This is a genomic window from Winogradskyella undariae (genome assembly GCF_013285155.1).
GTDB classification, from domain to species: Bacteria; Bacteroidota; Bacteroidia; order Flavobacteriales; family Flavobacteriaceae; genus Winogradskyella; species Winogradskyella undariae.
This window is the reverse complement of the sequence record NZ_JABTEL010000004.1, coordinates 393,701-415,795: the sequence shown is the minus strand read 5'-3', so window position 1 is coordinate 415,795 and position 22,095 is coordinate 393,701. Positions and strand designations below refer to the sequence as shown.

20 protein-coding genes are annotated in these 22,095 nt (G+C 31.8%); 12 read left to right on the top strand and 8 right to left on the bottom strand.

The features are described 5' to 3' along the window. Positions 1-30 precede the first annotated feature (30 nt). The 4 genes from HSX10_RS08390 (at position 31) to HSX10_RS08375 (ending at position 4,365) form a co-directional block, all read left to right on the top strand. Positions 31-945: a metal ABC transporter solute-binding protein, Zn/Mn family gene (locus HSX10_RS08390; protein ID WP_173587751.1), complete on the top strand. Its 915-nt coding sequence runs from the start codon at positions 31-33 to the stop codon at positions 943-945. Then, entirely contained in the window at positions 945-1,679 is a 735-nt protein-coding gene (locus HSX10_RS08385; protein ID WP_173587750.1) for a metal ABC transporter ATP-binding protein, read from the top strand. The genes HSX10_RS08390 and HSX10_RS08385 overlap by 1 nt, the downstream gene beginning before the upstream one ends. Positions 1,680-2,084: 405 nt before the next feature. After that, complete coding sequence (locus tag HSX10_RS08380; RefSeq protein ID WP_173587749.1) at positions 2,085-3,212, top strand: metal ABC transporter permease; 1,128 nt, start codon at positions 2,085-2,087, stop codon at positions 3,210-3,212. Then, the gene (locus HSX10_RS08375) at positions 3,205-4,365 is read left to right on the top strand and encodes a metal ABC transporter permease (RefSeq protein WP_173587748.1); all 1,161 of its coding nucleotides are present in this window, start codon (positions 3,205-3,207) and stop codon (positions 4,363-4,365) included. The genes HSX10_RS08380 and HSX10_RS08375 overlap by 8 nt, the downstream gene beginning before the upstream one ends. Before the next feature lie 267 nt (positions 4,366-4,632). Here the strand turns inward: HSX10_RS08375 and HSX10_RS08370 are convergent, their stop codons facing one another. Next, positions 4,633-5,406 carry a TerB family tellurite resistance protein gene (locus tag HSX10_RS08370; protein ID WP_173587747.1) on the bottom strand — a complete coding sequence of 258 codons (774 nt, stop codon included), beginning with the start codon at positions 5,404-5,406 and terminating at the stop codon, positions 4,633-4,635. A 125-nt stretch (positions 5,407-5,531) separates the two neighbouring features. Here HSX10_RS08370 and HSX10_RS08365 point away from each other — a divergent pair, with 125 nt between their 5' ends. The 5 genes from HSX10_RS08365 to HSX10_RS08345 all read left to right on the top strand — a co-directional run bounded on the left by HSX10_RS08365 (position 5,532) and on the right by HSX10_RS08345 (position 9,010). Next, positions 5,532-5,945, top strand: coding sequence for a hypothetical protein (locus HSX10_RS08365; RefSeq protein ID WP_173587746.1), 414 nt, complete (start codon positions 5,532-5,534; stop codon positions 5,943-5,945). 121 nt (positions 5,946-6,066) lie between these two features. After that, entirely contained in the window at positions 6,067-6,477 is a 411-nt protein-coding gene (locus tag HSX10_RS08360) for a BrxA/BrxB family bacilliredoxin (protein WP_173587745.1), read from the top strand. A gap of 119 nt (positions 6,478-6,596) precedes the next feature. Further along, a complete protein-coding gene (locus HSX10_RS08355) occupies positions 6,597-7,334 on the top strand; it encodes a lysophospholipid acyltransferase family protein (RefSeq protein WP_173587744.1) in 738 nt (245 codons plus the stop codon). A 23-nt stretch (positions 7,335-7,357) separates the two neighbouring features. Continuing rightward, positions 7,358-8,338 (top strand): acyl-ACP desaturase, encoded by a 981-nt coding sequence (locus tag HSX10_RS08350; protein WP_173587743.1) that lies wholly within the window; start codon positions 7,358-7,360, stop codon positions 8,336-8,338. Between the two features lie 9 nt (positions 8,339-8,347). After that, positions 8,348-9,010 (top strand): HD domain-containing protein, encoded by a 663-nt coding sequence (locus HSX10_RS08345; RefSeq protein ID WP_173587742.1) that lies wholly within the window; start codon positions 8,348-8,350, stop codon positions 9,008-9,010. 115 nt (positions 9,011-9,125) lie between these two features. Here the strand turns inward: HSX10_RS08345 and HSX10_RS08340 are convergent, their stop codons facing one another. Next, positions 9,126-9,299, bottom strand: a complete 174-nt coding sequence (locus HSX10_RS08340) for a hypothetical protein (RefSeq protein WP_173587741.1) — start codon at positions 9,297-9,299, stop codon at positions 9,126-9,128. A gap of 9 nt (positions 9,300-9,308) precedes the next feature. Beyond that, positions 9,309-10,187, bottom strand: coding sequence for an AraC family transcriptional regulator (locus tag HSX10_RS08335; protein ID WP_173587740.1), 879 nt, complete (start codon positions 10,185-10,187; stop codon positions 9,309-9,311). A gap of 284 nt (positions 10,188-10,471) precedes the next feature. Here HSX10_RS08335 and HSX10_RS08330 point away from each other — a divergent pair, with 284 nt between their 5' ends. Together HSX10_RS08330 and HSX10_RS08325 are read left to right on the top strand one after the other, a co-directional pair. After that, positions 10,472-11,029: a T9SS type A sorting domain-containing protein gene (locus HSX10_RS08330; protein ID WP_173587739.1), complete on the top strand. Its 558-nt coding sequence runs from the start codon at positions 10,472-10,474 to the stop codon at positions 11,027-11,029. A gap of 530 nt (positions 11,030-11,559) precedes the next feature. Beyond that, positions 11,560-12,117 carry a T9SS type A sorting domain-containing protein gene (locus tag HSX10_RS08325; RefSeq protein ID WP_173587738.1) on the top strand — a complete coding sequence of 186 codons (558 nt, stop codon included), beginning with the start codon at positions 11,560-11,562 and terminating at the stop codon, positions 12,115-12,117. Positions 12,118-12,888: 771 nt separating this feature from the next. On the opposite strand, the gene HSX10_RS08320 is transcribed toward HSX10_RS08325, so the two are convergent. The 5 genes from HSX10_RS08320 to hemH form a co-directional block, all read right to left on the bottom strand. Further along, positions 12,889-13,671: an enoyl-CoA hydratase/isomerase family protein gene (locus HSX10_RS08320; RefSeq protein ID WP_173587737.1), complete on the bottom strand. Its 783-nt coding sequence runs from the start codon at positions 13,669-13,671 to the stop codon at positions 12,889-12,891. Positions 13,672-13,802: 131 nt separating this feature from the next. After that, entirely contained in the window at positions 13,803-15,212 is a 1,410-nt protein-coding gene (locus tag HSX10_RS08315; RefSeq protein ID WP_173587784.1) for a sensor histidine kinase, read from the bottom strand. Between the two features lie 165 nt (positions 15,213-15,377). Further along, entirely contained in the window at positions 15,378-15,926 is a 549-nt protein-coding gene (locus tag HSX10_RS08310; protein WP_173587736.1) for a CopD family protein, read from the bottom strand. Between the two features lie 12 nt (positions 15,927-15,938). Beyond that, positions 15,939-17,291: an MATE family efflux transporter gene (locus HSX10_RS08305; protein ID WP_173587735.1), complete on the bottom strand. Its 1,353-nt coding sequence runs from the start codon at positions 17,289-17,291 to the stop codon at positions 15,939-15,941. Between the two features lie 12 nt (positions 17,292-17,303). Next, positions 17,304-18,326: a ferrochelatase gene (gene hemH / locus HSX10_RS08300; protein WP_173587734.1), complete on the bottom strand. Its 1,023-nt coding sequence runs from the start codon at positions 18,324-18,326 to the stop codon at positions 17,304-17,306. A 219-nt stretch (positions 18,327-18,545) separates the two neighbouring features. On the opposite strand from hemH, the gene HSX10_RS08295 reads away from it, so the two are divergent. After that, positions 18,546-22,052: a TraB/GumN family protein gene (locus HSX10_RS08295; protein WP_173587733.1), complete on the top strand. Its 3,507-nt coding sequence runs from the start codon at positions 18,546-18,548 to the stop codon at positions 22,050-22,052. Positions 22,053-22,095 lie beyond the last annotated feature (43 nt).

Below are 22,095 nucleotides of genomic sequence, written 5' to 3'. Positions count from 1 at the left end.
TTAGTATATTCGTAATAAATATTTAGACCTATGAAAAAAATAATTTCCCTTTTAGCTATCATTCTCATTTTTACAGCTTGTAAAGACAATAATGCTAAAGATAATGGAAAACTAAATATAGTTACCACAACCACTATGCTTACCGATTTAGTTCAAAATATTGGTGGAGATATGGTAAATGCACAAGGATTAATGGGCTCTGGTGTAGACCCTCACCTTTACAAAGCCAGCGAAGGCGATGTTTCTAAATTAGTTAATGCTGATATTATTTTTTATAGCGGCTTACATTTAGAAGGTAAATTGGTTGAAGTACTTGAAAAAATGGAAAGTTCAAATAAAACGACCATAGCACTTGCAGATGCATTAGATAAGAAAACACTTATTGGGTCTGAATATTTTGCTTCAAATTACGACCCACATGTTTGGTTCGATATTAATTATTTTGAACAATTTGCAGAAAAAACAGCTGCGGTTTTAGCTGAAAAAGACCCAACAAATGCTGCTAAATATGAAGCAAACAAAAATGCTTATATCATAAAGCTTGAAGCACTTCAAAATACAATAAAACAAACGATAGAAACACTTCCAAAAGAAAAAAGAGTTTTAGTTACTGCACATGATGCCTTTAATTATTTTGGAAAAGCTTACGGTTTTGAAGTTGTTGGTTTGCAAGGCATATCTACCGCAACAGAAGCTGGTGTACAAGATGTTCAAAAATTAGCTACCTTTATTATAGACAAACAAATTAAAGCTATATTCATAGAAAGCTCAGTACCAAAACGAACTATTGAAGCTTTACAAGCATCCGTTAATTCAAAAGGACATGATGTAAAAATAGGTGGAACGTTATATTCCGATGCCCTCGGAACCACAGGGACAGTGGAAGGAACTTACATTGGAATGTTTGAATATAATGTGAATACAATTGTTAATGCACTTAAATAATGGATAAAATAGCCGTAAAAGTTGACGATTTAACCGTAGCCTACAACTACAAACCTGTACTTTGGGATATTGATTTAGAAATTCCTGAAGGTGTACTTATGGCCATTGTAGGACCTAATGGCGCAGGTAAATCAACACTTATAAAATCGATATTAGGGATCCTAAAACCCATTGCTGGTAGTGTAACTATTTATGGCAAATCGTACGAAAAACAACGTAAATTAGTAGCCTATGTACCACAAAAAGGAAGTGTAGATTGGGATTTTCCAACTACCGCCTTAGATGTTGTTATGATGGGAACTTATGGAAGTTTAGGATGGATAAAACGCCCTGGTCAGAAAGAAAAAAAATCAGCTTTAGAAGCTTTAGAAAAAGTGGGCATGCTAGCTTTTAAAAGCCGACAAATTAGTCAACTTTCTGGAGGTCAACAACAACGTATTTTCTTAGCACGTGCTTTGGTACAAAATGCTTCTATTTATTTTATGGATGAACCTTTTCAAGGTGTAGATGCAACTACCGAAATAGCGATTATCAATATTTTAAAAGAATTGAGAAAAGCAGGAAAAACAGTTATTGTAGTGCATCATGATTTGCAAACGGTACCCGAATATTTTGATTGGGTAACTTTTTTAAATGTGAAGAAAATTGCCACAGGTCCTGTAAAAGATATTTTTAATGATGATAACCTGACGAAAACTTATGGTATTAATTACCAAGTGAGTATTCAGGAATAGAAAATAGTTGGCAGTATTCAGTGGGCAGTTTGTAGTGCTCACTCATACAGACAATAAAAAAGGACTTCTATAAAAAAGTAAAAATACAAGTCCCAAATTTCGACATAGTCGGAAAAAATCAAAATTTAGAAATAATGAACGACGAGAGGAAGATGCAAAGCGAAGCTTTAAGTACGAAATCTCGGAAGTGAATGTTGCTTTAGCAATTTCCTAATTTTGATTGTGATTTGTTCGTTTATTCGCAGATATAAATTTTATGGAGCTCATGATGTGCTTCGCAGTTTGTATCAAGACAAAATGAACGTAATTAAAAAAGAAACTGATTGCCACGACTTAAAAAAGTCTCGCAATGACAAAACAAAGTAAACTAGTGCGAAACGGGAGATTACTGATTTCGCAGGAATTATGGACATATCAAAATACATAGAATTAGTCTTTACAGATTACACGCTTAGAACCATAACATTAGGAACGGCAATTTTAGGTGCTATTACCGGAATGCTAGGGAGTTTTGCTGTACTAAGAAAACAAAGTTTATTAGGAGATGCTATTTCGCATGCTGCCTTACCAGGTATTGCAATTGCTTTTTTAATTACAGGAGCAAAAGACACTAACACACTTTTAATAGGTGCGCTCGTTAGTGGACTTATTGGAACCTTTTGGATAAAAAGCATCGTCACTAAAACCCATTTAAAATCTGACACCGCATTAGGACTTATTTTATCTGTATTTTTTGGTTTCGGAATGTTATTACTCACCTTTATTCAAAAACAACCCAATGCCAACCAAGCAGGTTTAGACAAATATCTTTTTGGGCAAGCAGCAACTTTAGTAGAAAGTGACGTTTGGATGATGGCTATCGTTACCGGACTTTGTTTAATAGTAATGTTAACTTTTTGGAAAGAATTTAAACTTTTACTCTTTGATGCTGACTATACAAAAACACTTGGTTTTAACACCAAATTCATAGATATTCTTATTACTGTTTTTATTGTATTAGCGATTGTATTAGGGCTACAAACTGTCGGCGTTGTATTAATGAGTGCTATGCTTTTAGCACCCGCAGCAGCTGCTAGACAATGGACTAATAGTTTAGCAAAAATGGTATTTTTAGCAGCAATATTCGGTGCATTTTCAGGAGTTTTTGGAACTGCAATTAGCTCTACTCAGAACAATTTATCTACAGGTCCTGTCATTGTGCTTGTAGCAAGTGTGTTTGTTGCATTTTCATTTATATTTTCACCAAGCAGAGGCTTACTATTCAAACAAATTAGAGTCTTAAAAAACAGACGCGATTTAGAATTACATAAAACGCTAGCCTTTATGTATCATATTGCAGAAACACATGATAATATTTCGCATCCACACAAGATTAAACTTTTAAATAATTTTCAAGGTTACACCAAAAGCACCCTTCAAAAATTAGTAGATAAAAACTATGTAGAACGTAACGGAAGTATGTGGAACTTAACACAAATCGGCTTTGAAACTGCCGCAAATTTGTACACTAAACAAGAGACAGAAGATGAATAGTGCTCAAATAGAAATACAACTTATAGCAAGTTTAGTTGCCATTGCTTGTGCCATCCCAGGAACATTTTTAGTGCTGAGAAAAATGGCTATGATTAGCGATGCCATAAGTCACGCTATATTACCAGGAATAGTGATTGGCTTTTTTGTTACACAAGATTTAAATTCACCTGTACTTATTCTTTTAGCGGCTTTAACCGGAATTATTACCGTTGTCTTAGTTGAATATATTCAGAAAACAGGCTTAGTAAAAGAAGACACAGCAATTGGTTTAGTGTTTCCTGCATTATTTAGTATTGGCGTCATTCTTATTGCAAAAAACGCTAATGATGTACACCTAGATGTCGATGCCGTTTTATTAGGTGAATTAGCCTTTGCCCCTTTTGATAGATTATTAATCGGCGGTACAGATGTAGGACCAAAATCACTTTGGGTAATTGGTTCAATTTTACTCGTTACAATATCACTATTAATCTTATTTTTTAAAGAATTAAAAGTAAGCACATTTGACACAGGACTATCTGCTTCTCTCGGGTTTTCACCAGCAATTATCCATTACGGATTAATGTCTGTATCATCCGTAACTACGGTTGGTGCCTTTGATGCCGTTGGCGCTATTTTGGTCGTTGCACTTATGATTGCACCAGCAGCTTCGGCCTATTTACTCACCACCGATTTAAAGAAAATGCTTGCTTTAGCCATTAGCTTTGGCGTATTTAGTGCTGTATTTGGGTATTGGGTAGCACATTGGCTAGATGCGTCAATCGCCGGATCAATAACAACTATGCTTGGTATTGTATTCTTACTGGTTTATTTATTTGCACCTTCAAAAGGTATTATTGCCGTAATGTATAGAGAACGTCAACAACGCACAGAAGTATCTTTATTAACTTTCCTACTACACCTAAAGAATCATGAAGAGCTAGAAGAACGCCACGTTAATCATCTTTACGAACATATTAATTGGCAAAAAGTTCGAGCGAGAAGCGTCTTAGATTTAGCACAGAAAAATAATATGATTCTTATTGAGAAAAACATCGTTTCCTTAACTAAAAAAGGAAATGAATTTACCTCAAAAGCCATCGATTATATTATAACTAATGAGGATTCGCAAATTGAAGATATGAAAGATGACTTCTTCCTGTTTAGAGGATAAATCAAATATCTTTGCTAATTATTACTAAATAACAACGAAAGATTTAGCCGTAAAAAACGACTGAGCTAAAAATTTTAAAAATAATCATGAAACTACTGAGTTATATTACTGGCAAAAACGGATTAATTATAGTAGGATTTGTTGTCCTATGTGTTTTTATCTATAATAAATACAAATCTATGCGCTACTTTAAATACATAGAAAAACGCCAAAAAGAAAAAGAGAGAAAAGAGTAAAATCTACTTAATTTATCTAATAATCAAAAATCTACTTAAAGCCACGTTCTTTCTGAATATGCTCATAAGCCTCTTGTACCTGTCTAAACTTAGCCTCAGCACCTTCTTGATGCTCTTTACCTAAGTGACCTACACGATCGGGATGGTATTTTTTAGCCATAGAACGATATGCTTTTTTAACTTCTGTATCAGTTACAGACTTATCTATTTCAAGAATTTTATAAGCATTATCACTACTATTATAGAACATCGCTTTAATACTTTGGTAATCTCTGTTGCTTATTCCTAGATAACCCGTAATCATATAAATCTGATTCAACTCATCTTCAGTAACAATACCATCTGCTTTTGCTATTCCGAATAAAAAATGAAGCAATTGCAAACGCGATGCATGATCCATCATTTGTTTGATCTGCAAACAAACTTGTCGTGTAGAAATTTCTTGCTTACTTATACGTTTAAATAATTCAAAAGATTTATTAGCACGATCCTTACCATACATATTAACAAATTGCTGACGCACAAAATCAAGCTCACGCTGATCTTGTTTACCATCTGCCTTTATAACAACAGAAGCTAAAATTAAAAGACTTACCTCAAAATCCCCTGATTGGGTTTGCGTTTGTTGTCTCGTTTGTGTTGTTCTGTATGGATCTTGCTTTCCTGTTTCACCATCATTAAGTAAAGTAGCCCCCTTATCTGCTATATTATCAACAAAACTACCCAAAGCTAATCCTATAATAGCACCAATAGGACCACCAAAAGACCATCCTAAAGCACCACCAATCCATTTTGCAAAACTCATCTATTCTTTTTTTTGAAATTCAAAGATACTATTTGTTAGTTGTATGAAATTACATTTTGTTACGTTTTTGTACGCAACCTTTTATATAATTTGGTATCTTTTAAATACAATCAACAATTCATATTATGAAATCTAAATTATACATTCTAATCCTAACACTAATTACTTTTGGCTGCAATTCTGATGACGACGCACAGCAAGACACAAACGCGACTCTTAATGGTCCTTGGTCTTTAATAAATGTTTCTGGCGGTTTCGCTGGTGTAGATAACGATTTTGAAATAGGACTTATAACATGGGATTTTGATACTGATAATTTACAATTAACAGTGACCAATAATAACACCGAAGCTGTTATTTATGATGGTTTGTCTTCTGGAGATTATGATTTTCAAGTGCTTACAACCACTGGAGAGGTGGGATATTTAGTTATACATAATCATGGTATTAATCACGCAATTACTACCTTAACAGCAACGCAACTTATATTAGACGAAGGTGTTGCAGCAGATGGTTTTCTACTCACATTTAGCCGATAGTTTTACACCACTATTGAAAACCAAAATACCATCATTTAAACTGACAACTAGCTATTGAATTCTGCCCACTATTTTTCATTATCTTTGCAATTCAAAAAAGATTAATTAAAAAGAAAAAAATATGTACCCAGCAGAATTAGTAAAACCAATGCGTGAGGATTTAACCAAAGTTGGTTTTGAAGAATTACATACAACAGAAGCTGTAGAGAGTGCTATTGCAAAAGAAGGAACAACTTTAGTCGTTGTAAACTCTGTTTGTGGATGTGCAGCAGCAAATGCTAGACCTGGATCTAGAATGAGCTTAGAAAACGCAAAAAAACCAGATCATATTGTTACTGTTTTTGCAGGTGTAGATAAAGAAGCAGTTGATGCGGCAAGAGCACATATGGTTCCTTTTCCTCCAAGTTCTCCATGTATGGCTTTATTTAAAGATGGTGAATTAGTACACATGTTAGAACGTCACCACATTGAAGGTCGTCCTGCTGAGTTAATTGCAGAAAACCTTAAAGATGCTTATAACGAGTATTGCTAGAGTAAACGAAACCTAAGTTTCAATACTTATTAAATACTGTCATTTTAAATATTGTTGATTACAACATGAAAATTTAAAATGACAGTTTTTTTATGCATAACATTTTATATTTTTGCTGAATGAGAAAACTATTAGCCTATCCACTTTCGGTTATATTCTATTTGTGCTTTGGCTTCACCTTGGTAGTGTTTCACCCTATTCAATGGATTAGCTTTAAGGTATTTGGCTATAAAGCATTAAAAAACACAGTAGATACTTTACAGTTTTTCATTATGCGCTGCCTTAATCTTTTAGGTACAAGAATTTCATTTAACAACCCTTACAACTTAAGCACAGACCGCCCTTTAATTATCGTTTCTAACCACCAAAGTATGTTCGATATATCACCAATTATGTGGTATATGCGTAAACATCATGTAAAATTTGTATCTAAAATTGAATTAGGAAAAGGGATCCCAAGTGTGTCTCATAATCTTAGACATGGTGGCTCTGTTTTAATAGACCGAAAGAATCCAAGACAATCATTGTCTGCTATGATGACTTTTGGATCTTATATTGAAAAAACAAAAAGAGCAGCTGTTATTTTTCCTGAAGGAACACGAAGTAAAGACGGAAAACCAAAACCTTTTAAGACTAAAGGATTAGAAATGTTGATTAAAAAAATACCGTCAGCACTTATAGTTCCGGTCACTGTAAACAACTCTTGGAAGATGCTGCGCTATGGTAATTTCCCTATGGGAATAGGAAATCATATGAAATTTACGGTACATAAGCCCGTAGAAATTACTAACTTTACAGATAAGACTGAATTAATTCAGCAAGTAGAACAAACTATTATTAATGCAATCGAGAAATAATCTTCTCAAAAAAAACCTAAGAGATGTCGTTAAAAAATGTAAGACTAGAAGTGATGCAACATCTTGAAAAAGATGTACAATCCTTAATTGAAAAATATTTAATTCCTGTTGAAAAAATCTGGCAACCCACTGATTTTTTGCCAGACTCTACAAAAGATTCATTTTTTGAAGAAGTAAAAGAAATTAGAGAACTCTCTAAAGAATTACCTTATGATTTCTGGGTCGTTTTAGTTGGTGATATGATAACTGAAGAAGCTTTACCAAGTTACGAATCTTGGCTAATGGACGTAGAAGGTGTTGACCAAATTGAACGTAACGGATGGTCTACTTGGTTAAGACATTGGACAGGTGAAGAAAATAGACATGGAGATGTTTTAAACAAATACTTATACCTATCTGGACGTGTAAATATGCGTGAAATTGAAAAAACCACACAATATTTAATTAATGATGGTTTTGATATTGGTACAGGTAGAGATCCTTATAAAAACTTTGTATATACTAGTTTTCAAGAACTAGCAACATATATTTCTCACAACCGTGTGGCTAAGATGGCTAAGCAAAAAGGGAATAGACAATTAGCTAAGATGTGTAAGATTATTTCTGGAGATGAAATGCGTCACCACCATGCGTATTCAGAATTTGTAGAACGTATTTTTGCTGTAGATCCGAGCCAAATGATGATGGCTTTTCATGATATGATGAAACGTAAAATTGCGATGCCTGCACACTTTTTAAGAGAATCGGGTGAAAGTATCGGAACTGCTTTTGAAGAATTTTCTAACACAGCACAACGTATTGGCGTCTATACTTCTAACGATTATGTAGATATTTTACAGAAATTAATTGATCGTTGGGAAATAGGAAATATGACCGGTTTAAACGAAGAGGCAGAAAAAGCAAGAGATTACTTAATGAAGTTACCTCCTAGAATGTATCGCTTATCAGAACGTATGAAGATTCCTGAAAACTCATTTCAATTTAAGTGGGTAGATCCTGCATAATATTTTAGAATGACAGCAACAGACACACAACTCATTGAAGCAACTATTAACTTCGTTAAAACGGAACTTAAAAATGCAGAAGGTGGACACGATTGGTTCCATATTGAACGTGTTTACAAAAACAGCTTGTTAATTGCTAAGGATGAAAATGTAGATATAACTATAGTTTCATTAGCAGCATTATTACATGATATAGCTGATCCTAAGTTTAATAATGGAGACGAGACTTTGGGATCTAAAGTTGCTAGCGCATTTCTATTAAGCCAAAATGTTAATGGAAAGATCATTGAGCATGTGACTCAAATTATAGATAACATGTCTTTTAAAAATTCATTTGATTTAAACACTAGTTTTTCTTCAAAAGAAATGGAAGTTGTACAAGATGCTGATCGATTAGATGCCATTGGCGCTGTTGGTATTGCGCGCTGTTTCAATTATGGCGGATTTAAAAACAGGGCATTATATAATCCCGAAATTAAACCCAACCTTAATATGTCTAAATCAGAATATAAAAATTCTGAAGCACCAACAATTAATCATTTTTATGAAAAATTGTTATTATTAAAAGACAAAATGAACACCAAAACAGGTAAAAAGATTGCTTTAGAAAGACATCTATATATGGAAGGCTTCTTAAACCAGTTTTTTGCCGAGTGGGAAGGACAGAAATAAAAAAGAGCGATTTTGAAAATTTTCAAAATCGCTCTTTTAAGTTTATATATTTAATTAACCTTTACTCCTTAATGATTACAAATACTAATAACCTCAATAAAAACTAGAAAAAGACCTAACTCTCTCGTGCAACTTCTAGCGCCGTAAGCTTGTATTCAATTTTAGACATCTCTTCTCCATAATGAATAATCTCATCTGCCGTTAAATTATTGCTAGAATTCACTTTTGCTAAAATAGCATCACCTTGCTTAGTATAATAAGCGATTGCATTTTCTATTTTATCATCCATACCTATATATTACTGAACCATTAACTTTAGCTCTCCTCTATACTTAGAAGCACTTTTGCCTGTAAACTCTTTAAACAACTTATTAAAGTGGGAGAAGTTATTAAAACCACATTCAAAACTAACATCTGCAATACTCATTTGACTTTCAGAAAGTAGTTTGGTAGCATGTACAACGCGATATTCGTTAACAAGCTTTGTAAAAGTCTTACCTGTTACCTTTTTAAAATAACGACAAAACGCAGGAACCGTCATACTCACTTTATCTGCAATTTCATCTAAACTAATGTGTTCTTTAAAATTCTGGTTCACATGCTTAAAGATAATATCAATCTTAGCACTGTCTTGAGGTTCTGTTTCAAAAGCAAAACCATCTGCATTTAATATGGTATAGTCTTCAGATTTAGCTAAACCATGTAAAACCTCTAATAGAATAAGTATTCTTTTAAATCCTGTTTTCTCATTTAGCTTTTCAATTTTTTTCCCAAGCTTAAGCTTTGTTGGTACTCCAAACAGAATTCCTTTTTTAGAAAGTTCAAATAATTTATTAATCGCTTCCATCTCAGGAATATCAAAAAAATGATTTCCTAAAAACTCTGGTCTAAATTGCACTAAGGTTTCAGAACCATTTATAGTTAAACGATCCGTAAAACCATTGTGAGGTAAATTAGATCCTATTAATAATAACTGACTATTATTAAAGTAAGATAAATGATTACCTATATGGCGTTTACCTTGTCCTTTATTAACGTATACCAATTCGATTTCAGGATGAAAATGCCAATAGGGCTTCACTTCTCCTTTATATGCATCTATTTTATGCTTCCTTACTAAGATGGAACTTCCAAATTCAGGGCTTATTTTTTCTAAAGTAGGTTTTCTTGTATTCATAATATATTAATTATGGCAAAGTTAAATCTATTCAAACTCAAAACCTATAGAAAATTACCAATAATATATACTATTTTATCCTAATAATACAATAATAACACGCGTTAGGGTAATTATGTATATATATTAGCCAACATGCTTGTTTTCAAAACCTAAGAACCACTATACCTTTGTAGTGTTAAAACATTTGAACTGAATAGTATAAAATTCGCGACTTAAAAAGAACAAACGAAAATGATTAAGGTCAATTTTAAAATTTCAGTTTAACTCAAAAAAGAAACATTATGAAAACATTATTTAAAAACATTTTAGTATTAGCTGTGATGTTAGGAACATTGACAAGCTACGCAAATTCAACATTAGAAGTTTCACCTACTTTTAATGATGTAAAAAAAGGAAATTCAATCACTGTAACTGATTCTTCAGGATTAGTAGTTTTTAGTGGTCTAATTAACTTTAACGGAAACATTAGTAATCTTTACGATTTCTCTCAATTAAACGATGGAGTTTATACTATTGAGGTAAACAAAGATTATGAAATTGAAATCAATACAGTAGAAATTAAAAACAACACTGTTAGTTTTATAAACCAAGGAAGTGAAAAGTTTTTTAAGCCTGTGTTTAGAGTAGAAGATAACAGAATAATCATTTCAAAATTAGCTTTAAATTCTGCTGACATGCAAGTAGATCTTTATTTTGAAAATGAATTAATTCACACAGAAACTATTTCTGGAAATAAAGTATTAAATAGAATATACAAATTAGATAAAACAATAAAAGGAGAATACTCTGCGATTGTTACATCTAACAATAGAGTATATGTTGAGAATTTTAAAATATAAATTGTTGTTTAAATATTAGTTTATTTGTAAAAAGTGGGTCGCTAAGTGCCCACTTTTTTTTGTATACGATTGTTTGTTTTAATTAAAAACTTCCAAAATTGCGATCCCTGTAATTAAATGAAGAGTAAAAGAATAATCTATATTATAGGAGTTAAATATACCGACTTAAGATAAAGCTATTTATTTTAGTTTAATTTACACACCATAACATCTAATATATTCTCCACCCCACGATAAAAACCCCCAATAGAAGAATCATTTTCACAACTCTCCTTTTTAACACTAAAACTTTTAGGGTAGCCAGCAAAAAGTCAATTTCGTCATTGCGAAGTATTAAATATTAACCTCAAAATATTGTAAAATCCTCAAACCTATAGAAGATTACCATTAATATATACTAAATTACCCTTATACAATACATCCATTATTGAAGTGGTTAATATTGTATATAAATGTGCAAAAATCGTTGTTTTCTATCTTTATAATGCCTTATATATTTGCATTTGTATTTAGTTAGCAAAATTTAGATAATGAAAAGCATTTTAAAATATATATTAGTATTAGCTGTAATGTTAGGATCATTTACAAGCTATGCAAACGAATTGTTAGAAGTTGTACCAACTGCTAACTATGTTAAAAAAGGAAACTTAATTTCAGTGTTTAATACTTCTGGCGAAGTTCTATATAGTGGAACAATTAATTTTAACGGAAACCTTACTTCTCTTTTTAATTTTACACAATTAGAAAATGGTAAATACACTGTTGAAATTACTAGAGATTATGAAATTGAAATTAACACTATTGAAGTAAAAAACAATATCGTTTCTTATTTGAATATTGACAGAAAAGTAGTTTTCAAGCCTGTTGTTAGAACAGAAGAGTCTAAAATTTTAATTTCTAAATTAGATTTTGACACAAAGAAAATGGATGTTAAACTTTACTATGAAGGAGAGTTAATACTTTCAGAAACAGTAGAAGGAAGTAAAGTTTTAAACCGTGTGTACCAATTAGACAAAACACTTAAAGGCAATTACACAGCCGAAATCACATCAAATGACAGAGTGTTTGTCGAGAATTTCAGAATATAGATTGTTGTTTATATTAGTTTATTTAGTTCAAAAAGTGGGTTGTAGAGAGCCCACTTTTTTTTTGTTTAAAAAAGTTTCATCTTACTTAGCCTAAGATTACAAAGATTGATATTTAATACCTGCTTATTTTAAAAATACTCAATCCTTGACAATTATATCAGATCATAATTTCCTTTATTTATCTACCCACTCCATTAGTCAACTACAATAAAAACTTCCATTGATGTATTATTTCAATAACAATTCTTTATTTGCCTGAACACACTAGTAAATACTATTGCAATTTGGAGTTTTTTTGTAAACTAGACACTAACAATTATAATCTTACAATTGTTATTCAATTATTAAAGCGCTTTTAAAATCAATACCAATTCATGGTTCTTTATTAAAGGAAATTAAGCCTACTTTTTTCTGTTATTTGAAGTTTTTCATACTCTAAAACGAGTATAAAATAGAGCATATTATAAACAAAAATTATTACTATAACAGTTTTGCTACTTACAAAACAAAATACTGCTAATCACCCCATAAAGAAGAGGTTAATATAGATTAGTAATATGACAAAATAGATGTTATAAGCTATGAAACCGCACAATATATTTGCCTAAAATAAATAGACAAAGACATGTACAAATTTTACAAAATACAATTGGCAATCATGAGCCCTTTTATTGTAGCAAGCTTCATATTAGTAGCTCCAATATATTTATCATATAAAATGTTATCTAAAAAGAGTATTGTTAGATAACATTTTATACGACTATTATTTTATTACTTCCCTGGAAAATCTGCTTTACGTTTTTCTAAAAAAGCCGTAGTACCTTCCACAAAATCTTCGGTACCAAAGCAATTACCGAAAGCTTCAATTTCTACTTCAAATCCATTAACTCCATCATCATAATTAGCATTAATTGCACCAATAGCCTCAGCAATGGCAACAGAAGAGTTGCGCATTATTTTACTAGCAATCTTTTCAGCAAGAGGTAATAATTCTTCTTGAGGCACAACATGATTCACCAAACCGTAGCTTAAAGCTTTATTTGCGTCAATCATACCTGCTGTCATAATCATTTCCATAGCTCTCCCCTTACCTACTAATTGCGGTAAACGTTGTGTACCTCCGTATCCTGGAATAACGCCAAGAGACACCTCTGGCAATCCCATTTTTGCATTATCACTTGCCAATCTAAAATGAGAAGCCATAGCTAATTCTAATCCACCACCAAGAGCAAAACCATTTACGGCAGCAATAACCGGTGTACTTAAATTCGCTACAAAATCAAATAAAATCTCGTGACCTTGGGCAGCTAAATCACCTCCTTCTTCAACATTAAAATCAGCAAACTCACTAATATCAGCACCTGCTACAAAAGCTTTTTCTCCACTTCCTGTAATAATAATCACCTTAGTATCACCATCTGTATCAGCCGCTTCAAAAGCATCATGTAATTCCTGAATGGTAGCTCTATTTAAAGCATTTAATTTTTTAGGTCTGTTAATTGTAATGGTTGTAATTCCGTTAGAATGTTCTGATAAAATATTTTCGTAGTTCATAGAAAGTTTATTTTTATTCCTCTTAAAAAAAAGGAATCTAGTTGTTATATTATCTAAATTTCTTTACTAATTTAAGAACTCTAAAATAAGTTTAGATTAATATACCAAGAGCTTCTTAAACTTTAAAAAAGTTAATTCTTAGGAAAAGTTACTGTAAAAATGGTTCCTTTTCCTAGTTGTGATGTAAAGGTAATACTTCCATTATAAGTTTCTACAATGTTTTTAACCATTCCTAAACCAAGTCCCATACCACTAGATTTAGTAGTAAATTTAGGTTCAAAAATCTTAGCCTTAGTATCGTCTGGTATACCAGAACCATTGTCTTCAATAGTAATAATTACATTATTAGTATCACTAAAAACACGAACATCTATTTTTGAATTTTCAGAATTATCAGGAATCGATTGAATCCCATTTTTAACTAAATTGGTCACAACTCTAATTAATTGTGTTCTATCAAACTTAGCTATAATCTCATCTTTTTCTGAATGAAATTCAATATAATCTTCATTAAAAATATCGAGTGCCATCTTAACAATAAGCGCCACATTAAGAATTTCACTTTTTTGCGCAGGCATTTTCGCAAAGTTTGAAAAAGCAGAAGCAATAGAGCTCAAAATATCTATTTGCTGAATAAGTGTATTACTATATTCTTTAAGTTTTTGATGAATATTTTCATCTTGTGGATCAAATTTACGTTCAAAACTCTGAACGGTTAATCGCATCGGTGTTAAAGGATTTTTAATCTCGTGAGCGACCTGCTTTGCCATTTCTCGCCAAGCTTGCTCTCGCTCATTGGTTGCTAATTTAACAGCACTTGCCTCTAACTCATCAATCATACTATTATATGAATTTACTAACGTTTCAATTTCTTCACTAGAAGATTCAATTTCAATTTTCTTATTTCGTTTTTCAAGTCGTGTTTCACTCATTTTATCACTAATCGTTTTAAGTGATTTTGTAATAAACTTAGAGATGAAATAAGCAAAAATGATAGCAACAAGAATAAGTACCAAATAAGCATAAGCTAAACGAAACAAAAACTCCTTAAGCTCTTTATTAAAGAAGTCATCATTTTCTAAATACGGTAAGTTTAAAATTGCAATGTTTTTAAACTTTTCGTCCATAATATAGCTATACGAAGATTGAAAGGTATGACCCGAAACTTTGTTTTTTAAAACATAACGATGCTCTAAAGTATTAGATAAAACATTCAGTATTTCAGCATCTAAACAGCGTTCATTTGGATCTACCTGCAAGGTTCGTTTAGAACTTTTTAGTAATTGCCCATCGAGATCGTATAGTTTAATTTGTAGATTATGAATGGCATCTATTTCAAATATTTCATCTTTAAAAATTAGTGGAATATTTTCTGTAGTTACAGGATAAGTAGTTTCCCTTATAACAAAATCAATACTTTGCTTAATGGCTTTTTCCTTTCGCTCTAAACGTTCTTTATGGTAATCTTTAGCCTCTTCACTATATTGATAAATCGTTACTGCTGCAATTAAACCAGATGCCAACAAGACCAAAAGGATCATGTTTAAAACTATTCGGGCTCTTAAGGATAGGCGTTTAATCATTATGGAAATACCCAATATGAATGGGCGTCTTTTAATTCTTAGTTACAAGTCTTAAAGATAGCAATAATCAATCCAAAGCAAGTACGTCTAATTTTCAAATTAATTAAAATTTTAAAGACACCTTTAAGCTTCTGGGTTTTTAGAACGCATATTTTTATACAGCTTAAACCCGAGCATAATTAAAATACCCAAAACAAAAATACCTACAACACCAAAAATCCAATTAATTGAACTTTTAAGAATCACCAAGAAAACAACAGCAAAGAGTATAAATGTTGCACCTTCGTTCCAAATACGCATAAAACTAGAAGTTACTTTTACTTCATCATTTTGAAGTTGCTTAAAATAAATATGTGTTTTATAATGGTAAATAAATAAGAGCAATACAAACGTGAGTTTTACATGCATCCAGCTTTGCTGAAACCAGCTTGGCATTAAAATCATTAATATGACAGCAAATAAAGTCGCTAAAATTGCTGAAGGCCAAGTGATAATAAACCACAATCGCTTTGCCATTAGTTTTAATTGTTTACCTAAAATTTCTTTTTCGGGTGAAGGCTTATCGGATGCTTCAATTTGATACACAAACAACCTAGGAATATAAAATAACCCAGCAAACCATGTAATTACAAAAATAAGATGAAAGGATTTTATATATTGGTAATACTCCATGAGCTCACTAATTTAAACTATTTTATTGATTAGATTTTTTCGGATTTCACGATTTAAAAAATAGCCCGTTACAATTGTAGCTAAAACATCTGCAATAGGAAATGACATCCACACGCCAATTTCACCATAAAATTTTGGTAAAATTAATATCAATGGAATAAAGAAAAACCCTTGCCGAGACAACGTAAGTAACAATGCAGGTGTGGCCTTACCAATCGCCTGAAAATAAGCAGCACCAATAAGTTGCAATGCTATAATTGGTGTCGCAGCAAAAACCCAGCGCATTGCAGAAGGTGTTTGTCTTATAACATCTAAATCTGAAGTAAATACCCTAGTAATTGCCTCAGGAAACAACATAAGCACTACAAATATTACAGAGGCTAAAATAGCGGCATATTTTATAGCAATATTAATACTCTCCCTAACACGTTCGTAATTTTTAGCGCCATAATTAAATCCTGCAATTGGTAAAAAACCTTGAGTTACACCAAGTACAGGAAACAAAGCAAACATTAACATTCTACCCACAATAGCATATGCTGTAACAGAAGTTGCACCACCTAAATTGAATAGAATATTATTCATAAACAAGTATGTAACGCTAACAACAGCTTGTCTTGCCAAGGTTACAAAACCCAAAGCTGCAATTTCTTTTACAATAGACAAATCAAGACCAAAGTGTGATAAGCTTATTTTTAATTCTGAATGCTTTGAATTAAAAAACCAAACAACAAATAAGAATGAGCAACTATAAGAAATTGTTGTTGCCCATGCCGCACCAGCCATTCCGTAACCCAACAAATTGATAAAAATATAATCTAAAAGTAAATTACCAATTGATGGAATCATCATGGCATACATTCCGAATTTTGGTTTTCCTTCTGCTCTAATCACATTATTACCAAGCATAGAAAAGGCCAACATAGGAATTCCGTAAAGCACAATTTTATAATACACTTTTGCAGGGGCAAAAATTTCGCCTTTACCACCAAAGAGCAGAATAATATCATCTGCAAAAAATAACCCCAGCGCTACAATAGATGTGGTTAATACTAAAACTAATGTAATTTGGTTTCCAAAAGTTTTTAAAGCTTTCTCGTAATTAGAAGCACCAAGTGCGCGAGAAATAATAGATGCTCCACCAACACCAACACTCATTCCTAAAGCCGCAATAAAGAACGAAACAGGTAATACAATATTTATAGCTGCAATAGCAATGGCACCAATCCATTGCCCAACAAAAATAGTATCAACTACAACATTTAGAGACATAACCAACACTCCAATAGATGCAGGCACAGCTTGCTTAATTAGCAATTGACCAATTGGTTGGTTTCCTAATTCTTCTGACGATACTTTTGCCATTAACTCACTTAACTATTTAGAAGTTGCCCATTCATTAATCCATTTTGCTAAAAGACTGACCCATTCGGCATCATCATTTAAACATGGAACTGTAGAAAATTCTTTCCCTCCCATTTCGTGAAAAATCTCTTCACCTTCCATAGCAATTTCTTCTAAAGTTTCAAGACAATCACTCACAAATGCAGGCGTTACAATAGCCATTTTCTTAATGCCTTCTTTTCCAAAACGTTCAATAGTTCTGTCCGTATAAGGTCTTAACCATGGATCAAAACCTAATCGCGATTGAAAACTGGTAGAGTATGTTCCCTCTTTCAATTTAAGATGTTCCCCAACCAAACGTGTTACCTCTTTACATTGGTGTCTGTAACAAAACTCATGTGCTTTAGATGGTGTTGCACAACAACTTCCATCAATTTTACAATGCGATTTTGTAACATCACTTTTTCTAATATGACGTTCAGGAACTCCATGATAAGAAAACAATAAATGATCGATATCTTTTCCTTCAATACTTCTAGAAATACTGTTAGAAAGTACTTCGATATATTCTGGATTATTATAAAATGCTTTTAAATCTGAAAATTTTAACTGAGGGAAATGTTCTTGTCTTATTTCTTCAGCTAACACCAAAATAGTTTCGGTAGTTGCCATAGCAAACTGAGGATATAATGGTACTAAAAAGACCTCATCAACACCTTTATCGACTAATTCTTGTAAGCCTTTTTTAATCGTCATACTACCATAACGCATGGCTAATGCAATAGGATATTCTACTTGTTCTTGAACTTTTTCTTGAAGTCGTTCAGACAACACAATTAAAGGCGAACCATCTTCCCACCAAATTTTCTTGTATGCAGCTGCAGATGCTTTTGGTCGTGTATTTAAAATAATACCTTTTACTAATAGCGTTCTAGCCCAAAGTGGTACATCAATAACACGTTCATCCATTAAAAATTCCCCAAGATATTTCTTAACATCTTTAGGATTTGGACTCTCTGGTGAACCCAAATTGACTAATAAAATTCCTTTTGCCATAGTTTTCTTTTTCGCTTACAAAAATACACCCTTAATATAATAATTTCTAATGGTTGGTATTGCTTTTATTTATTCTACTATCTTAAATGTTTTGTTAACTTTTAAGTTATCCATTAAAAAATGAATAGTTTTAATCTTGGTATTTAATCGAGTTTAACGAATTCTACCCAACCCTTAAAAGGATTTAAATATCTTTACAAGTACCGCTTAAATTATATTATGAAAAAAACCGCTTCTATAATTCTTGTTTTATTTACCGCTTTTGCTTTCTCACAACAACAATATCAGAGTTTACTTTGGAAGGTTACCGGAAACGGATTAGAAAAACCGTCTTATCTCTATGGCACCATGCATGTCAGCAAAAAAGTAGCTTTTAGACTCGATGATGTGTTTTATAAAGCCTTAGACCAAAGTGATTGTATTGCTTTAGAATCTGACCCCACAACTTGGCCTGAATTTAATCATGAAACCATGCTAAATCAAATAGCTGCCTACAATGATTATAATGAAGATTTCTACACCAATGCATTTAAGTTAATGCACCCTGAAGAAACCACAATTAGAAGTTCTGTTAGGATGGATAACAATGCCATAAATGCCTATTTATACAGAAAAAGCAATGCTTCAGATAATTTTGAAGAAGAAACTTATTTAGACATGTTTATTTTTCAAGCGGGAAAGAAAAATAACAAAGAAATATATGCTTTAGAAGACTTAGAAGAATCGAGATACTTGACCTCAAAAGCAGCTTACAATGCTAATAAAAAGGAATTAGAACCGTGGATTCAAAAGCTATACGCTAAAGAAAATCCTTATTTAATTCAAGAAAATCTTTATCGCGATCGCAATTTAGATTTATTAGATTCTATTGGAGCTGCTGTAAACACAAAATTCTTTAGAGAAAACATGCTTTACATCCGTAATGAAAATATGGTGGTTTCTTTAGATAAACTAATGCCAACCAAATCGGTTTTTGCCGGTGTTGGAGCTGCTCATTTACCAGGCGAACGCGGCATGATTAATCTGTTACGAAAAAGAGGTTACACTGTAAAAGCATTAACATCTAAGCAAACTAATTACAGTAAAATAGAAAAAATAAAGTTAGACAGCCTATTTATAGCACCAACACTTAAAAAACACACAACACCAGATGGGTTTTTAAGCATCAACACTTACGATGAGTTACGTGAGTTTTCTTACGGCGGACAAAAGTATTATTTAGACCCAGATATGACTAATGGAGCCTATTTAACCATTAATAGAATTAGCCGTTTTAGATATTTACCAAACGAAAAATCTAATATCACCTTAAAGGATATTGATAATTTATTATACGAGGACATTCCTGGAGATATTATTAAAAAAGAAGAATTAACAGATCCTTATCCTGGTATAAGCATTGTTAACAAGACTAAAAAAGGAGAGTTTCAGAAATATCATATTTACGAAACACCTTTAGAAATCATCATTATAAAATTTGCAGGTCGAAGTGATTTTGTATTAAAACATGAAGGTGACGTTTTTAATTCTATCGATTTAAAAACACCTTCAAATAGCACACAATTATTTGTATCACCAGAAAAAAAATTTCAAGTTAATTTTCCTGAATATTATACCTCTAGTAACATGAATAATTATGGAAAAAAACTACTTGAAGGTTATAAAGATGATGCCTATTATTTTTTGGAAGAAGCGGTATTAAACGACCTCTCTTATATTGAAGAAGATAGCTTTGAGGCTAAATATTTTCATCATGCTTTATATAAAAACTACAAGCTCTCAGAAGCTAAAGGCGGATTTAAAGCTGGTGATTACAAAAATTATGAATCTTATGCTGTTTTAGATTCTTTAACAGGCAAAAAACTCCATCTTAAAACCATAGCAAAAGATGGTAGCTATTACTTATTAGGTTACGTTGGAAATAATGCTGCTGATAAAACTGCATTTTTCAAATCTTTTAAATTCAACAAAACAGATTATACAGGTTTTAAAAAAGTAAAAGATACATCGTTACACTTCTCTGTAAATACAAACGGAAAAGCACCATTACCAAACCCTTATAATTACAACGGCAATACAAAACTTAAAGATTATGAGCAAACAATAAACGAAACGGTTTATTCTACAAATGCCAATGAACAAATTGCAATCTATAGAACTAAGTTTCACGATTTACAAATGTTTTATAACGTAGATAGTCTTTGGAAAAACCTAGAAGATAAAGTAAACTATAAGTCGCGTTATTATATATCAGAAAAACCATTTAATATAGGCAATCGTTCGTCATTAAAAACTGGTGATATTTACATGCACAATTTTACTTACTCGGATTCTTCGAGTGCCAAACAAGTGTTAGTTAAAAATATTTTGAAAGAAGGCGTTCTATATGAATTAAAAACTTTGATAGATTCTATAAGTGGTCCTTCAAAATTTGTATCAGAATTCTACGATTCATTCACACCAAAAGACACCTTATTAGGTAAAAGTGTTTTAAAAGATAAAACCAATTTGTTTTTTGAAGCTTTAAAAGCCAATGACAGTATAGTTTTAGAGTCTTATGGTCTTGTAAAATTCAAAAAACACAATAGTAAAGACATCATTTCGGTATTAAAAGATTTTCAGTTTGATAAAGACCGCCTAGACATTAAATCTCACCTCGTAGAACAGCTTATTACAATCGACTTAAAGAATAATTTAGAATTTATAAAGCAACTGTATCTCGATAGTTATTCCGATCCGCAGACACAAACCTCAATTTTAGAAGGCTTATTAGATTCTAATAATAAAGCATCCTATAAAATTGCTTTAGAACTTATGGAACGTGATTTACCCTTAGGAAGCGTAAACAGCATGTTTTACAATTATAACAGTAAAGACTCTTTACAACTTAAAGCTTCTTTATTCCCTAAAATATTAGAATATTCTACTATAGAAGAGTACAAACAACCTTTATATACTTTACTAGCCAAAGTGAGAGATAGCGGTTTAATAAGACAAAAAACATATAAAAAATATAAAAATCAGTTGATTAATGACGCTAAAGTGGAAATTAAGCGAAACCTAGGAAACTATAATTATGGATACAATACTTACTCTAGTGATTTATCTACTTATGTACGCTTAATTTTTCCTTACAGGAATGAACGTAAGGCAAAAGATTTCTTTGACAAATTACTAAATGTAGATGACGCATATGCCTTAGTAAAATATTATGTATTATTATCTAAAGCAAAAGAAACCATACCAGAAAAGCTGAACGAAATACTCGTAGATAACGAAGAAAACCAATATTTACTTTTAGAAGAGTTAGATGAAGAAAAGCTTTTAAATAAAATTAAATCTATTGGAATTAACCAACAACAATTTGCAAAATCTAAACTCTTATCGGATGCTAATTATGAAAAAGAAAAAGATTCAATTAAATTTATTCTTAAACGCGATTTTATAACGGACAAAGGAAAAGATGCAGTGATGTATTTCTTTAAAATAGATAAAGACGATGAGTATTCTGGCAAATTAGAAACTTTACATTACATATCTTTTATAAAGTCTAAAAACCCAAATGAATTGGTAGTGAATTATTACTCTAAATCTGAAAATTACGGCACTATGATAGACAAAACAAAAGAGTTAAAAGAGCAGTATACTGAAATCTTAAATCTTGCTATATATAAAGACAGACAACGTGTTAGAGCTATCGGTGGTGATGGGTATTATGATTACTAAGATTTAATTTGTATTTTCACCTTAAATCAACTAAACCAAAAAA